The sequence below is a fragment of the Polaromonas sp. P4_F4 genome (assembly GCF_056401355.1).
The window spans coordinates 33,260-48,931 of sequence record NZ_JBFUJO010000020.1 but is presented as its reverse complement, the minus strand read 5'-3'; the positions used below and the strand labels follow the sequence as shown (position 1 = coordinate 48,931).

The window sequence follows — 15,672 nt, the reverse complement described above, 5'->3', positions numbered from 1 at the left end:
TCGGTTTTCAGCAATCAGCGCCCCCATTTTTTCCATGAACATTGGCCCCTACGCTTTGGCAAACAGACTGTTTGTTGCGCCCATGGCTGGTGTGACGGACCGGCCGTTCCGCCAGCTGTGCAAAAAGCTGGGGGCGGGCTATGCGGTCAGCGAGATGGTGACCTCGCGCCGCGATCTATGGGATAGCCTCAAGACTTCGCGTCGCGCCAACCATGCGGGCGAAGCTGCGCCGATTGCGGTACAGATTGCCGGCACCGACGCGCAGATGATGGCCGAAGCCGCGGCCTACAACGTGGATCGCGGCGCACAAATCATCGACATCAACATGGGTTGCCCGGCCAAGAAGGTGTGCAACAAATGGGCCGGCTCGGCCCTGATGCAGGACGAAACGCTGGCGCTGCAGATTGTGCAGGCCGTCGTTGCCGCCTGCGCGCCCCATGGCGTTCCCGTCACCCTCAAGATGCGCACCGGCTGGTGCCAGGCCCACAAAAATGCCCTGGTGATTGCGCGCGCGGCTGAAAGTGCCGGAGTGCAGATGGTCACCGTGCACGGCCGCACGCGCGAGCAGGGCTACAAGGGGTTGGCCGAATATGACACCATTGCCGCGGTGAAGTCTGCCTTGCGTATTCCGGTGGTGGCCAACGGCGACATCAGCAGCCCCGAAAAGGCCCGCGATGTGCTGGCTTACACCGGTGCCGATGCCGTGATGATTGGTCGCGCGGCGCAGGGACGGCCCTGGATTTTTCGCGAGATTGCACATTTCATGGCCACCGGCACGCATCTTGCGCCGCCGCTGGTCGCGGAAGTCAAACGCCTGTTGCTCGACCACTTGCTGGATCACTATGATCTGTATGGCGGCTACACCGGCGTGCGCACGGCGCGCAAGCACATCGGTTGGTATGTCAAGACCTTGCCGGGTGGTGAAGTGTTTCGCGCAAAGATGAATCTGCTGGAGGACTGCGATGCGCAGTTGCGCGCAGTCGGGGAGTTTTTCGAGGAGCTTGGCGACCGGATGGACCGCATTCCGGCAGTCGGGGACGCCGGGGGCGGGCCGGGGCAGGCATGGACGAACAAAGATAAAAATCAGGAGGAAGCTGCTGCATGAGCAAAAAGCACATAGAAGAATGCGTACGCACCAGTCTGGAGGGGTATTTCAGGGACTTGCGCGGTACCGATCCCGACGGCATGTATGACATGATGGTCCGGGTGGTTGAAAAGCCACTGCTGGAAGTGGTCATGCAGCATGCGGAGCAGAACCAGTCGCGCGCCGCCGAATGGCTGGGGCTGAACCGCAACACGCTTCGCAAGAAGCTGGTCGAGCACAAGCTCATCAAATAAGCCCTTCACTTTCACCGTCCGGTTTTCCGGGCCTGCATTTCTTCAAAGACAAAAAATGAACGCACTGATTTCCGTCTCCGACAAGACCGGCATCCTCGAATTCGCCCAGTCGCTGCATGCGCTGGGCATCAAGCTGATTTCCACCGGCGGCACGGCAAAATTGCTGGCCGATGCCGGCCTGCCGGTGACCGAGGTGGCGGAACTCACGGGCTTTCCGGAAATGCTCGACGGTCGCGTCAAGACACTGCACCCCAAGGTGCATGGCGGACTGCTGGCGCGGCGCGATGTGCCCGAGCACATGGCCGCCCTGAAAGCGCACCAGATCGACACGATTGACCTGCTGGTGGTCAACCTCTATCCGTTTGAGGCGACGGTGGCCCAGGCCGGCTGCACGCTGGAAGACGCGATTGAAAACATCGACATCGGTGGCCCGGCCATGGTGCGCTCGGCCGCCAAAAACTGGAAAGACGTGGGTGTGTTGACCGATGCCTCGCAGTACGCCGGGGTGCTGGACGAACTCAAGGCCGGCGGCAAGCTGACGGACAAGACTAAATTCGCCCTGTCGGTGGCGGCTTTCAACCGCATCAGCCAGTACGACGGCGCCATCAGCGACTATCTTTCCGGCATTCAGGCCGATGGCACGCACAGCCTGTTCCCGGGCCAGGCCAACGGCCGTTTCATCAAGGTGCAGGATTTGCGTTATGGCGAAAACTCGCACCAGCAGGCCGCGCTATACCGGGATTTGTACCCGGCGCCAGGCTCCCTCGTGACGGCCAGGCAGTTGCAGGGCAAGGAACTCTCTTACAACAACATTGCCGATGCCGACGCCGCCTGGGAATGTGTCAAGAGCTTTGATTTCCTCAAGGATGGTGCCGCGTGCGTGATCGTCAAGCATGCCAACCCCTGCGGCGTGGCCGTGGGCAAGGACGGGCTGGAGGCCTACAGCAAGGCCTTCAAGACCGATCCCACATCCGCGTTCGGCGGCATCATCGCCTTGAACTGTCCTCTCGACGAGCACGCCGCGCTGCAAATTTCAAAGCAGTTTGTCGAAGTGCTGATGGCGCCGGCCTTTTCGCCCGAAGCGCTGGAAGTGTTCAAGGCCAAGGTCAACGTGCGGATCCTGCAGATTGACCTGCCGCCCGGCGGCGACACGGCGTGGAAGCAGGGCCGCAATTTGATCGACGTCAAGCGTGTGGGTTCAGGCCTTCTGATGCAGACTGCGGACAACCACGCGCTGGCTATCGGCGAGCTGAAGGTCGTCAGCAAGCTGCAGCCGACGCAGGAGCAACTGCATGACATGCTGTTTGCCTGGAAGGTCGCGAAATACGTGAAATCCAACGCCATCGTGTTCTGCTCGGGCGGCATGACGCTGGGTGTGGGTGCGGGCCAGATGAGCCGTATCGACTCGGCACGCATCGCCTCGATCAAGGCTGCAAACGCCGGCCTGACGCTGCAGGGTTCAGCGGTTGCCAGCGATGCGTTCTTTCCTTTCCGCGACGGGCTGGATGTGGTGGTGGATGCGGGGGCGACCTGCGTCATCCAGCCAGGTGGCAGCATGCGCGATGATGAGGTGATCGCCGCGGCCAACGACCGCGAGGTGGTGATGGTGCTGACCGGTGTGCGGCACTTCAGGCATTGAGCAGCCGTTTTTTTGAAATGATTTGGGTCTCTAGGTGGGTCTCTAGGGTTGGGTAAAAGTCACAACCCCGAGCACCAAACACGAGGCCGGCTCAGCCTGCAGCAAAAAACTTTGCGGCAGCATCCACCGTGGCATCAATATCCGCCGCGCTGTGCGCCGAGCTGACAAAGCCGGCTTCGTACAGCGCCGGCGCGTAGTACACACCGCTGGCCAGCATCGCATGAAAAAAGCGGTTGAAGGCTGGGCCGTCGGTCGTCATGACCGTGGCGTAGTTTTGAGGCAGTTGCCCGAGCAGGAAAAAGCCGAACATGCCTCCCTCGCTGTCGCCGCAAAAAGGCACGCCCGCCTTGTTGGCCGCCTGCGTGAGGCCTGCGACCAGGCTGCGCGTGCGCTCCCCCAGTGCTTCGTAAAACCCGGGTTTCTGTATCTCGTGCAAGGTGGCCAGGCCGCAAGCGGTGGCCACCGGGTTGCCCGACAGCGTACCGGCCTGGTAGACCGGACCCAACGGCGCCAGCTGTTCCATCACGGCGCGGGTTCCGCCAAAGGCCGCCAGCGGCATGCCGCCGCCAATCACCTTGCCGAGCACCGTCATGTCGGGCTTGAAGCCGGGAATACTTTTGGCGTACACGCTTTGCGCGCCACCGAGGGCCACGCGAAAGCCGGTCATGACTTCGTCAAATACCAGCAGCGCACCATGCTGGGTACATAGCTCGCGGCAACGTTTCATGAAAGGAATGCTGGCCCGCACGAAATTCATGTTGCCGGCAATCGGCTCGATCATCAGGCAGGCGATGGCGTTGCCATGCAGGGCGAAAGCCTCTTCCAGCTGGGCCAGGTGGTTGTATTCGAGCACTAGGGTGTGCTGCACCACCTCAGGCGGTACACCGGCGCTGGTCGGGTTGCCGAAGGTGGCCAGGCCGGAGCCGGCTTTTACCAGCAGGGCGTCGGCGTGGCCGTGGTAGCAGCCCTCAAACTTGATGATTTTGCTGCGGCCGGTCGCGCCGCGCGCCAGGCGAATGGCGCTCATGGCCGCTTCGGTACCCGAACTCACCAGCCGCACCATCTCGAGGGACGGCACCAGGCGCACAAGCTCCTCGGCCAGTTCCACTTCGCGCTCCGTCGGTGCGCCATACGAGAAACCGTCCAGCAGCGCTTTCTGGACGGACGCAAGCACGGCGGGATGTCCGTGCCCCAGAATCATCGGCCCCCACGAGCCGATGTAGTCGATGTAGCGCTGGTCGTCGGCATCCCAGAAGTAGGCGCCCTGGGCGCGCTGCACAAAGCGCGGCGTGCCCCCCACGGCCTTGAACGCCCGGACCGGTGAATTCACGCCTCCGGGAATCAGCTTTTTGGCGCGCTCAAACAACGCGGTGTTGCGGGAGTGCTCGGGAGTGTGGGGCTTAATGTTTCGTGGTTCCATTGGGCGGCAGGTCAAAAGGGGGCTTGGACGTCAGTGCGGCATCGTCTGGCGTGTCGCCTGCTTCGTCTTCGGATTCTTCATCATCGACATCGGCCTGTGCCCAGAACAGACGGTCCGGCACGATGTTGCCCATGCCGGGGTGAAAGCCGGCATCCAGGCTGTGATCAAGGTAGGTCAAGGCTTCGGCGGTGGCGGCCTGCAGATCGTGGCCATTGGCCAGCAGGGCCGAAAGGGCGGCAGACAGCGTTTCGCCGGCACCGGAAAATACCGCCTCGAAGCGCTCGAATTTTTCGCTGTACAGGACCGCTTGCGGCGTGGCCAGCACGTTGTCTATGAACTGGTCCGGCAGGGGAATGCCGGTCACCAGCGTGTAGGGCACGCCCAGGTCGGCCGCAGCCTTGGCAATGTCGCGGGCCGAGGGGTTGCGCTCGCCCGGCCAGTCAGGCAGCAACCAGCGCCACAGGCTGCTGTGGTTGCCGACCAACACCGTCGTCTGCGGCAGCATCAACTCGCGAAAGGCATCGAGGTAGCTGTCAATCTCGCTTTCGTCCCACCATGACAGGTTGGGCATGTAAGCGATAAGCGGTACATCGGCATAGTCGGTCGCGATCTCGGCGATGGTGCTGATGTTTTCCGGGCTGCCGACAAAGCCGACCTTGATGGCCGACACCGGCATGTCTTCGAGTGCGGATCGCGCCTGGTCGGTGACAGCCTCTTCGTCGAATGCAAAATGATCAAAAATCTCGGCGGTGTCGCGCACGTAGGTGCCGGTGACGACGGCCAGCGGATGAGCCCCTGCGGATGTAATCGCCGTTATGTCGGCCGTCAGTCCGCCCGCTCCGCTCGGATCGTTGGCATTGAATGTCATGACGCATGCCGGAGACGCGTCGCTGTCCTCGGTTTGCAGTTGCCGACTGTCCAGTGAAGAGGTGTTGGGGTTTGCCATAGGCTGCGATTTTGCCTTGTACGCGAATAAGCAACGCCGCCTCGATACAATTGTTGCATTCTATTCGAAGGCAACTTAAGCTGTGACTCAATCAATGACGTGGATGTGTTTGATCTGTGGGTGGATTTATGATGAAACTGCTGGTGCGCCCGAGCATGGCATTGCCCCGGGAACACCGTGGGCCCAAGTGCCCATGAACTGGACCTGCCCGGAATGCGGAGCGCGTAAAGAAGATTTCGAAATGGTTCAGATATAGGCGTTTGGGCACCTGCCTGAACAGTCCAGTCGCCGCCTGGTGCTATCGTGCCGGGGGTCCGCAAAAACAGGAGCAAAGGCAGTGAGCATTCCCAATTCCGGATTGAAGGTCCTGGTCATCGATGACAGCAATACGATCCGGCGCAGCGCCGAAATCTTCCTCAAGCAGGGAGGTCACGAAGTATTGCTGGCCGAAGATGGCTTTGACGCCCTCTCCAAGGTCAACGACTACGAGCCCGACCTGATTTTTTGCGACATTTTGATGCCTCGACTGGATGGCTATCAAACCTGTGCGATTATCAAGCGCAATGCGAAGTTTTCGGGTGTACCCATTGTGATGCTGTCCTCCAAGGATGGCGTGTTCGACAAGGCGCGGGGTCGCATGGTGGGTTCACAGGACTACCTGACCAAGCCTTTTACCAAAGATCAGCTGCTGCAAACCGTTCAGGCGCTTGGCAGTGCAAAACAAGGAGTAGTTTGATGGCGATTAAGAAAATATTGGTAGTTGATGACTCCAAGACTGAGTTGATGTATCTGACCGATCTGCTGGTCAAGAATGGTTTTACCGTCAAAACCGCAGAAAATGCGGAAGATGCCTTTCGCCGCCTGGCCGAAGACAAGCCGGAACTGATTCTGATGGACGTGGTGATGCCGGGGCAAAACGGCTTCCAGCTGACGCGCGCCATCACGCGCGATCCCCTTTATTCGGACATCCCCATCATGATGTGCACCAGTAAAAATCAGGAAACCGACCGGGTGTGGGGCATGCGTCAGGGGGCTCGCGACTACATCACCAAGCCTGTGGATGCGGATGAGTTGATGGCCAAAATCAAAGCCCTTGGCTGATCACACGCATAAAACCAGAGCATGGCGAACAGACAAGCCCTCAGAGAGCTACAAACCCGGCTGGCCGACAGGTTGCAGGTTGCGCGAACGCAGGGCGTTGCTGCATCCTGGCTGGCCGTGGAGGCTGGCGGAAGGAACTACCTGTTTCCCCTGAGCCAGTCCGGTGAAATTTTTCCATGGGTTCACACGCAGACGGTCCCTTACACCCAGGCCTGGTTTGCCGGTGTTGCCAATTTGCGCGGCGGCCTCTTTGGCGTGGTTGACCTGGCAAGCTATGTGAGCGGCGAGGCACCGCCTCCGAAGACCGAACTTGCGCGCACGGAGTCGAGGCTTGTTGCGCTCAACAGTGCACTTGAAGTCAATTGCGCCCTGCTGATCGACAGGCTGGCCGGTTTGCGCAAGCAGGATGCCTTCATCGATTTCTCCGAGAAGGCGCCTGACGCGCCCGAATTTTTTGGCAACCAGTACGTTGACCTCAATGGTGCAAGCTGGCAGGAAATCAATCTTCAGCTGCTTGCCCAGCAAGCTCATTTTTTGACGATCGGCGCATAGCGCGCACGTGTTTCTCCCGGAAGGCTCCCCCATGTCTGTTATTGAAAATATCCAGAAGCTGTTTAAACCGAAGTCTGTCCAGCCCGAAGACAGCATGGACATGGCTTCCGTGGGTATGCCCGGTGATCCCCTTGGCTCCACCGTGGGCGGAGCCGCCTCCCTCAATGCCGCAACCATGCGCCAGATGGACGGCAACCTGGATGCCTTTGCACCGAGCCGGGTGGCGGCAACCGAGGAGGGCGAGTCGGTGGAAAGTCCCGACCTGCTCTCGCTGCCCCTGCTGGGTCGCCGTACCATAGGCCAGCACCAGAGAATTCTGGTGGGCTTGCTGGCTCTGGCGGTGGTGGTGTTGGGTACCGTGACCTTCCTGGCGCTGAACCAGGCCGACAAGGTCGCCCAGCAGGTGGCGGCAACCGGCCAGTCACTGATGCAGTCGCAGCGTTTGGCGAAGTCTGTATCGCAGGCTCTGGTGGGCAGTGCCCAGGCTTTCCCCGATGTGCGCGAAAGCTCGGACGTGCTGGCCAAAACCGTGCGCGGCCTGAAGTCCGGCGAGGACAGCTTGCGCCTGGCGCCGGTTGCCGATGTACTGCAGCCGGACGTTGAAAAGGTCACGCCCTTCATGGAGCGGGCCGAGAAAAATGCCAAAACCGTGATGGGTCAGCAAAACATCCTGACGCAGGTGGGCAACGCGCTGCGCACCATTAACCGTCAGTCTTCCGATTTGCTGGAAATCGCCGAAACCGTATCTTCGCTCAAGCTCCAGCAGAATGCGGCGCCCGCTGAAATTTCAGCGTCTGGCCAGCTGGTGATGTTGACCCAGCGGATCGGCAAGTCTGCCAACGAGTTCCTGACCATGGAAGGTGTGAGCCCCGAGGCTGTGTTCCTGCTGGGCAAGGATTTGAACTCCTTCAAGGAAATTGCCCAGGGTCTGCAGGACGGTAGTCCCGAACTGCGCCTGACCGGCTCCAAAGACCCGCAGACCCGCGAGCGGCTGGAGGCCTTGATGGCGCTTTATGAGCAGACGCGCGTGCAGGCGGGCGCCATTTTGGGCAATTTGCAGGGTCTGGTGTCGGCCCGCGAAGCCCAGTCTTCGATCATTGCGGACAGTGAGCCGCTGCGTCGTGGCCTTGAGGATCTGCAGGGCAAGCTGTCTTCCCAGACCGGCCTGGGCGTCGGGGCGTTGACGATCCTGGTTATTGCGGCGGCCTTCGCGCTGCTGTGCGCGGCAGGTCTGGCCCGTTTGCAGGTGCAAGACAGCCAGCAGCGGCAGGCGGTTGCCGAGACGCAGCGACAGGAAGCCAAAAGCCAGGAGCAGGACGCCAAGCGCGTCAACGACGCGAACCAGGCTGCCATTTTGCGCCTGATGAACGAGTTGCAGACGGTGGCTGAGGGCGATCTGACCCAGGAAGCGACGGTGACCGAGGATATTACCGGCGCCATTGCTGACTCGGTGAATTACACGGTGGAGGAGTTGCGCCAGCTGGTGGGTAACGTGCAGAACACGGCGACCCGGGTGGCGCAGACGACGGCGCAGGTGGAAAGCACATCCACGGAGCTGCTGGCAGCGTCGACTGAACAGCTGCGCGAGATTCGCGAGACTGGCCAGTCGGTGCTTGACATGGCGTCCCGAATCAACGAAGTGTCCACCCAGGCGCAGGAATCTTCCCAGGTGGCGCGCCAATCGCTGACGGCGGCTGAATCCGGCTTGCAGGCGGTGCAAAACGCGATCGGTGGTATGAACTCCATCCGGGACCAGATTCAGGAAACCTCCAAGCGGATCAAGCGGCTGGGTGAATCGTCCCAGGAGATTGGCGAGATTACCGAGCTGATCTCGGACATTACCGAGCAGACCAACGTTTTGGCGCTGAACGCTGCCATTCAGGCGGCGTCAGCCGGTGAAGCCGGACGTGGCTTCTCGGTGGTTGCCGAAGAGGTGCAGCGACTGGCCGAACGTTCTGCCGATGCGACGCGCCAGATTTCGGCGCTGGTGAAAGCGATTCAGACCGACACCCAGGATGCGGTAGCCGCCATGGAGCGTTCCACGCAGGGTGTGGTTGAGGGAGCCAAGCTGTCCGATAACGCCGGTACGGCACTCACTGAAATTGACCAGGTGTCACGTCGCCTTGCCGACCTGATTGAGCAGATTTCCAATTCAGCATCCCGGGAAGCCGCATCGGCCAACGTGGTGGCCGGTAACATCCAGCACATTTTTGCCGTGACGGAGCAAACCGGAGAAGGTACCCGTTCTACGGCACAGCAGGTGCGTGACCTTTCCCGCATGGCGGAAGAGCTGCGCCAGTCAGTGTCCCGATTCAAAATCGCCTGATCACAGCCTGTTGTGCGTTGACAGCAACCCCAGCCTTTGCCACTTACTCCTGAACCGGCCCGTTACTTATGCAATCCAACGTCCCGAATTCAAAAGCTGCCGAGCCTGACCTCGCCGTCAACGATCTGGGTCCACTGGCTTGGGTGCTGGACGAACTTCGCAAGTCACTGGAGGGTGCGGCCAAGGCGCTCAAGCGCTTTGTTCGGGACGCCGAGGCCGCACGGGGTTCCGATCTCGCGGCGATTGACGCGAACCAGTTGCGGATCGCGCGCCAGCAGTTGCACCAGGCTGTAGGTGCGCTGGAGATGGTGGGGCTGCCAGGGCCCGCGCTGGTGCTGCGTGCCATGGAAGCCGCGGTGCAGAAGTTTGTGCAGCAACCTGAGCAATGCAGTCAGGATGCCGCTGCCAGGATTGAGCGTGCCAGCTTTGCGTTGACGGAATACCTCGAAGGTGTGCTGGCGGACAAGCCCGTGTCTGCGGTTTCACTGTTCCCGCAGTATCGCGAAGTCCAGGAACTGGTGCGTGCGGACCGCATTCACCCTGCCGACTTGTGGCCCTTTGAGTGGCGCTGGCTGGAGCCTGAGCTGGCCGCTATGGCTGAACCCCGGAACTACGACAGCGGCGCGCGTGCCTTGCTGGACCAGTCGGTGCTTCAGCTCATGAAGGGCAAGGCGCCCGAGGCTGCCCGGAATCTCAAGGACTTGAGTCTTGGCTTTGCTGCCAGGCAGGCCGATCGCCAGCCCCGGATTTTCTGGAAAATTGCGGCAGCTTACTTTGAAGCTGTCGAGCATGATTTGCTGGGCTCTGATCTGTATGTCCGGCGCGCTGCGTCCCGGATATTGCTTCAATATGCCTCGCTGGGAAAAGGCGATGTTGCGATATCGGAGCGGTTGGTGCTGGATCTGCTCTTTTTCTGCGCGCAGGCGGTTTCCACTCAGGCCGCTGATACCCCGATACTGTCCGCCGTTCGATCGGTGTATGGTCTCAACCGGTTCAAACCGGTCGATTACGAACTTGTTCAGTTTGGCCGCTTCGATCCGGCACTGCTGGCTCAAGCGCGCAAACGGATCACCTCGGCCAAGGAGACATGGTCGTCACTTTCTGCCGGGGATGCCAGCAAATTCAAGTCGGTGGTCGACCAATTCAGCCTGGTGACCGATTCCCTGCTCAAACTCCATCCACCGAGCGAGCCTTTTGCAAAAGCCCTGACCCGTGCGATCGAGACCACGGTTCGCTCCGGCCAGCCACCGGGTATTGAGTTGGCCATGGAGGTGGCGACCTCGGTGCTTTATCTGGAAGCCGCCTTTGACGACCTGGATCCCAACGATCCCCAGTTGACCGTGCGAACGGCCAATCTGGCAGAACGTCTGGAGGGTGTCCGGGCCGGTGGTGAGCCTCAGCCGATGGAAGGCTGGATGGAGGAGTTATACCGCCGTGTCAGCGACAAGCAGACCATGGGCAGTGTGGTGGGTGAGTTGCGCATATCTCTGGGCGAGCTCGAAAAGTCACTGGATGTGTTCTTTCGCAACCCACAGGACAAGACCGCACTGCAGGCGGTACCCGGGCAGCTCTCACAGATGCGTGGCGTGTTGTCGGTGCTGGGGCTTGACCAGGCATCCCATGCGGTTTTACGCATGAAGGAGAGCGTGGAGCAAATGCTCGTCACCGAAATCGACGAGCAATTGGTGCGGTCCGCCGGCACATTTGATCATCTCGGCAATAACCTCGGTGCCCTGAGTTTTCTGATTGACATGCTCAATTACCAGCCAGTGCTGGCGAAAAAGCTGTTTGTCTATGATGAAGAAAAAGGCGAACTCAAGCCGCTGATGGGCCGCACGCAAAGCCCGGCGAGCGCAGCTTCTGCCGTGACGGTGAACAACGATCTGCTGTCGCGCGAACTGATCTCGGTGGTGCAGGACGCGGGGGGTGGCGGGGGCGATGGAAACCTCACGGGCAGACTGGATGCGTTGGCCACGCATGCGGCGCTGGCCGAACAGCCTGCCTTGGCCCAGAGCGCCCGTGAGGCGGCGAAGGCCGTGTCGGCCAACAATGCCGACGCCACCGCTGTCGCGTTGACATCGCTGGCATCCTCGGTGATGCAGGAGGCGCCAGCCGCGCCGGCCGGTCCGCTCGCTTCGGCAGATTTTGAAGAAGATGACTTGCGCGATATTTTCCTTGAAGAGGCGCGCGAGGTCGTCGGCAACGGCCAGGAAGCGCTTTTGGCGTTGGCAAGCGATCCCGGCGATGTTTCCCAACTGACGGTGCTGCGGCGCGCATTTCACACGCTCAAAGGCAGCTCGCGAATGGTCGGACTCAACGAGTTCGGTGAAGCAGCATGGTCGCTCGAACAAATGCTCAATAGCTGGTTGGCGGACCAAAAAACGGCTACCGATGCGTTCAAGAGCCTGGCCGCGGAGGCCATGGCCGGCTTTGCAAAGTGGATTGAAGATATTGCCGCGAACGAGGATGCTTCGTGGTCCGCCTCTGCCTTCAGCGGCAGTGCTGACGCCATGCGTACCTCGGGGCGCTACGTCCCCTTGAACCTGTTTGTGTCGGTTGAAGCGCCTGGCCCTGCCCCAACCGTCGATGACGCGGCAACGGCTGGAACGCTTGAACTGCCAGAACTTCAACTGGAGTCAGGCACACCTGACCCTGTCAGCGTCGGCAGTGAAACACCTGCCGACGTAGCCGTTGAATCTCCTTTTGAGTTCAATCTCGACTTTGACGATGCCATTGCTGCCGCAGCGCCGGTCGTCGTGGCTGCCGGACAGGCAGCCGCACCTGCAATGGATATCGATATCGAAGGCATTGATTTCGACAGCCTTTCTGCGCTTTCTGCGGAGAGCGATGCGCCGGCCGATTCTGCCCAGCGTGTGGCTGAGGGTGAGTTTTTGGACCTGTCGCTCGAAGCCGAGTCCGAGTCCGGGCAGGCGGTTGAATTGTCGGTGGAAGATTTTGACAAGCACTTCAATCTGGACGCTGTGGATGCTGTAGAGGTTGTGGACATTCTGATGCCCGATCAGGCCATGCCTGCCGGGTTTGAAATTCCTCCTGCCGAACTGATGGCCGCCGTGCCTGAGGTCGTTGATGCCACCGCGAGTTTCGAGGTGGTTGAGCCTGCCCCGCCGCAAATTGACGAAGCCCCGGCGGCGCTGGACATTGCGGCGTTTCAGGATTCCCTCAGTGATCTTTTGCAGGTCGACGGCAATGGTGATGAGCAGGTCAAGGTCATTGGGGCGCTGCGCATAGGCATCCCTCTTTACAACGTCTATTTGAACGAGGCTGATGAGTGGTCGCGCCGACTGGTCATGGAAGTCGCCGAATGGGTGATTGAGCGTCACCAGCCGGTCAGTGATTCCACTGTGGCGCTTGCCCACTCCCTCGCGGGCAGTTCTGCGACAGTCGGGTTTTATGCGTTGTCGGAAATGGCCCGGGCGCTCGAGCATGCACTGCAGCAGTCCCAGGCTCACCACCGCAATGGCGCCACCAAGTATGGCCAGGTCTTCGTGGATGCGGCGGAAGATATACGCCGGTTGCTGCACCAGTTTGCCGCCGGCTTCCTCAAGGAGTCCGACAGCGGCGTGCTTGAACGCTTGCGGCAACTTGACTTTTTTGACTCGGTTCTGCCCCCTGCGGGCGAATCTTCCGAGCTTGACTTCCCATTTGAAGCCCCGCCGGCCGAGGAGGTCAGCGTTGAGTCGGCTCAGGAAGCTGAAATCGCGGACGTCGGCATGGCGGTGGCTTCAGCTCCGGTCGTGCCACCCCCGGCTTCCCCAGTAGTCATCGCTTCGCCGGTGCGGCTGGTGCCACCAGCGCCTGTTTTGGTGTCGACTGCGACCAGGGCCTCCATGGCCGCCGCAGCCGCCGCACGCCGGGATGAGGAAGACGAAGACGACATCGACGCGATCGACGCCATCGATCCCGATCTGTTTCCGATTTTTGAAGAGGAAGGCGCAGAGCTCATGCCCCAACTGGGCGGCGCGCTGCGGCAATGGTCGGCCCGGCCCGACAACCTGGGTGCGCGCATGGAGGTTTTGCGCGCTCTGCATACGCTCAAGGGCAGTGCCCGTCTGGCGGGCGCCTTGCGGTTGGGTGAAATGGCTCACCGCATTGAATCGGAAATCGAGCATCTGGGCTCCGACGCCGCAGTCACCCAGGATTTCGAATCGCTGTTGACGCGTTTTGACGCCATGCAGGCCACTTTCGAAGAATTGCGACGTGCAGACGCCGCGGCTGCTGCAGTGCCCTTGACTCCCCTGGCTGCCGTTGAGCCGCCAGCCGAGGCCGCAGCCCCTGTGGCGTCAACAATTTCGGAAGACGCCCAGCAGTCCCCAGCCACCGAGCCTGCTGCAGCTGACGCAAGCAACAGCATCAGTACCAGTAGTACCAGCGCCAGCGCCGGAAAACTGGCCATCCCCGCGCCGCAAGCCATGGCCATGCAGCCCCTGCGCCAGGCGGCAACAGCTTCCATCCGTGTGCGATCCCAGTTGCTTGACCGGATGGTCACCCAGGCGGGTGAAGTCATGATCACTCGGTCCCGCCTGGAAGCCGAACTCGGCCAGTTGCGCGGTTCGCTGAATGACATGAGCGGCAACTTGAACCGTTTGCGCCAGCAGCTGCGTGACATTGAATTGCAGGCTGAAACGCAGATGCAGTCGCGACTGGCGCAGGCCAAGGAGGCCCAGGCCGGATTTGATCCGCTCGAGTTTGACCGGTTCACCCGCGTGCAGGAGTTGACGCGCATGATGGCCGAGTCGGTCAATGACGTGGCGACCGTGCAGCGTACCCTGCAGCGCACGGTGGAAGCCACCGAGGATGACCTGATTGCACAGGCCCGCCAGACCCGCGAATTGCAGCGCGACCTTCTGCGCACGCGCATGGTGGAGTTTGAAGGGATTTCCGAGCGTCTGTACCGTGTGGTGCGGCAAGCCTCCAAGGAAACCGGCAAGCAGGTGAAGCTGGACCTGCTGGGCGGCACCATCGAGATGGACCGCGGCATGCTGGACCGCATGACACCCGCGTTTGAGCATTTGCTGCGCAACTGTGTGGCGCATGGTATTGAAGACCCGCAGGTTCGTGCCGAAGCCGGCAAGGACCCTGTGGGGCTCATCACCGTTCATCTGCGCCATGAAGGCAACGACGTTTCGGTGGACTTCAGCGATGACGGCGCCGGCCTGAATCTGCAGCGCATTCGCGAGAAGGCCGTGAGCCTCGGGCTGGTGACGCCAGAACAATTCCTGGATGACCAGGAAGCCGCCAACCTGATTTTCACGGCAGGTTTTACGACTGCCGCACAGGTGACCGAACTTGCCGGGCGTGGCATCGGCATGGATGTGGTTCGCGCGGAGGTCAACGCACTGGGCGGCCGGATTGAAACCACTACGGTGTCCGGCAAGGGGACGCACTTCAAACTGGTGCTGCCATTGACCACTGCAGTGACCCAGGTGGTGATGATTCGAGCCGGCAAGCAGTCGGTGGGCGTGCCGGCCAATGTGGTCGAAACCGTGCGCCGCGCTACTGCCAAGGAACTGCAGCAAGCATATAACAGCGGCACGCTTGAGGTCGCTGGCGAAGCCGTCCCCTTCTTCTGGTCGGGCGCATTGCTGCAAGCTTCGCACCACAGCAGCGAGACCCAGGGCAAGACCACGCCGGTGGTTATTTTCCGAAGTGCGGCCCAGCGCATGGCCTTGCATGTCGATGAAGTGCTGGGCAACCAGGAGGTCGTGGTGAAAAACCTGGGGCCGCAGCTGTCGCGCCTGCCGGGTTTGGCGGGCATGTCTGTGCTGGCTTCGGGTGCCGTCGTGCTGATCTACAACCCGGTCGCGCTGGCTTCCGTGTATGGCCAGCAGGCACGGGCCTGGAGTACTGACCGGGCGGAGCCGCACATGCTCGAGGAGCTGGGTAGCGGCGCCGACAAGGCGGTTGCACTGCTTCCTGCCGCGCCGCAAATCCCCCTGATCCTGGTGGTTGACGACTCGATTACCGTGCGGCGCGTCACGCAGCGCCTGTTACAGCGCGAAGGTTACCGGGTGGCCATGGCGGCCGACGGTCTGCAGGCCCTCGAAAGGTTGCAGGAAGAGCGGCCTACGGTGGTCTTGTCGGATATTGAAATGCCGCGCATGGATGGTTTTGACCTGGCGCGTAACATCCGTGCCGATGTACGCCTCAACAGCCTGCCCATTATCATGATCACTTCGCGGATTGCCGAGAAGCATCGCGAGCATGCCAAGGAGCTGGGGGTGGACCACTACCTGGGCAAACCTTATTCGGAAGAAGAGTTGATGAGCCTGGTGCGTCATTACTGCGCAGCAGACATCCCTGCGTCCGCATAAAAGGCAGCCTTGCCCATG

11 protein-coding genes are annotated in these 15,672 nt (G+C 61.0%); 9 read left to right on the top strand and 2 right to left on the bottom strand.

The genetic code is table 11. The annotated features are described in order from the left end of the window. Positions 1-34 precede the first annotated feature (34 nt). Genes dusB through purH form a run of 3 tightly spaced genes read left to right on the top strand, consistent with a single transcriptional unit; the run spans position 35 to position 2,977 of the window. Entirely contained in the window at positions 35-1,105 is a 1,071-nt protein-coding gene (gene dusB / locus AC1DUR_RS19110) for a tRNA dihydrouridine synthase DusB (protein ID WP_477720640.1), read from the top strand. Beyond that, positions 1,102-1,338, top strand: coding sequence for a Fis family transcriptional regulator (locus AC1DUR_RS19105; RefSeq protein WP_011482085.1), 237 nt, complete (start codon positions 1,102-1,104; stop codon positions 1,336-1,338). The genes dusB and AC1DUR_RS19105 overlap by 4 nt, the downstream gene beginning before the upstream one ends. 55 nt (positions 1,339-1,393) lie before the next feature. Further along, complete coding sequence (gene purH / locus AC1DUR_RS19100) at positions 1,394-2,977, top strand: bifunctional phosphoribosylaminoimidazolecarboxamide formyltransferase/IMP cyclohydrolase (RefSeq protein WP_477720639.1); 1,584 nt, start codon at positions 1,394-1,396, stop codon at positions 2,975-2,977. A gap of 91 nt (positions 2,978-3,068) precedes the next feature. Here the strand turns inward: purH and hemL are convergent, their stop codons facing one another. Further along, complete coding sequence (gene hemL / locus AC1DUR_RS19095; protein ID WP_477720638.1) at positions 3,069-4,397, bottom strand: glutamate-1-semialdehyde 2,1-aminomutase; 1,329 nt, start codon at positions 4,395-4,397, stop codon at positions 3,069-3,071. Beyond that, positions 4,378-5,343 carry a bifunctional hydroxymethylpyrimidine kinase/phosphomethylpyrimidine kinase gene (thiD, locus tag AC1DUR_RS19090; RefSeq protein WP_477720637.1) on the bottom strand — a complete coding sequence of 322 codons (966 nt, stop codon included), beginning with the start codon at positions 5,341-5,343 and terminating at the stop codon, positions 4,378-4,380. The genes hemL and thiD overlap by 20 nt, the downstream gene beginning before the upstream one ends. 82 nt (positions 5,344-5,425) lie before the next feature. On the opposite strand from thiD, the gene AC1DUR_RS19085 reads away from it, so the two are divergent. The 6 genes from AC1DUR_RS19085 (at position 5,426) to AC1DUR_RS19060 (ending at position 15,654) form a co-directional block, all read left to right on the top strand. Next, positions 5,426-5,599, top strand: coding sequence for a rubredoxin (locus AC1DUR_RS19085; protein WP_477720636.1), 174 nt, complete (start codon positions 5,426-5,428; stop codon positions 5,597-5,599). An 81-nt stretch (positions 5,600-5,680) separates the two neighbouring features. Continuing rightward, entirely contained in the window at positions 5,681-6,079 is a 399-nt protein-coding gene (locus AC1DUR_RS19080; RefSeq protein WP_477720635.1) for a response regulator, read from the top strand. Continuing rightward, positions 6,079-6,444: a response regulator transcription factor gene (locus AC1DUR_RS19075; protein WP_477720634.1), complete on the top strand. Its 366-nt coding sequence runs from the start codon at positions 6,079-6,081 to the stop codon at positions 6,442-6,444. Before AC1DUR_RS19080 ends, AC1DUR_RS19075 begins: the two co-directional genes overlap by 1 nt. 21 nt (positions 6,445-6,465) lie before the next feature. Beyond that, on the top strand, positions 6,466-6,996 hold the full coding sequence (locus AC1DUR_RS19070) for a chemotaxis protein CheW (protein WP_477720633.1): 531 nt from the start codon (positions 6,466-6,468) through the stop codon (positions 6,994-6,996). A 31-nt stretch (positions 6,997-7,027) separates the two neighbouring features. Continuing rightward, entirely contained in the window at positions 7,028-9,322 is a 2,295-nt protein-coding gene (locus AC1DUR_RS19065) for a methyl-accepting chemotaxis protein (protein WP_477720632.1), read from the top strand. A gap of 68 nt (positions 9,323-9,390) precedes the next feature. After that, positions 9,391-15,654: a hybrid sensor histidine kinase/response regulator gene (locus AC1DUR_RS19060; RefSeq protein WP_477720631.1), complete on the top strand. Its 6,264-nt coding sequence runs from the start codon at positions 9,391-9,393 to the stop codon at positions 15,652-15,654. The last annotated feature ends 18 nt before the right edge of the window (positions 15,655-15,672 follow it).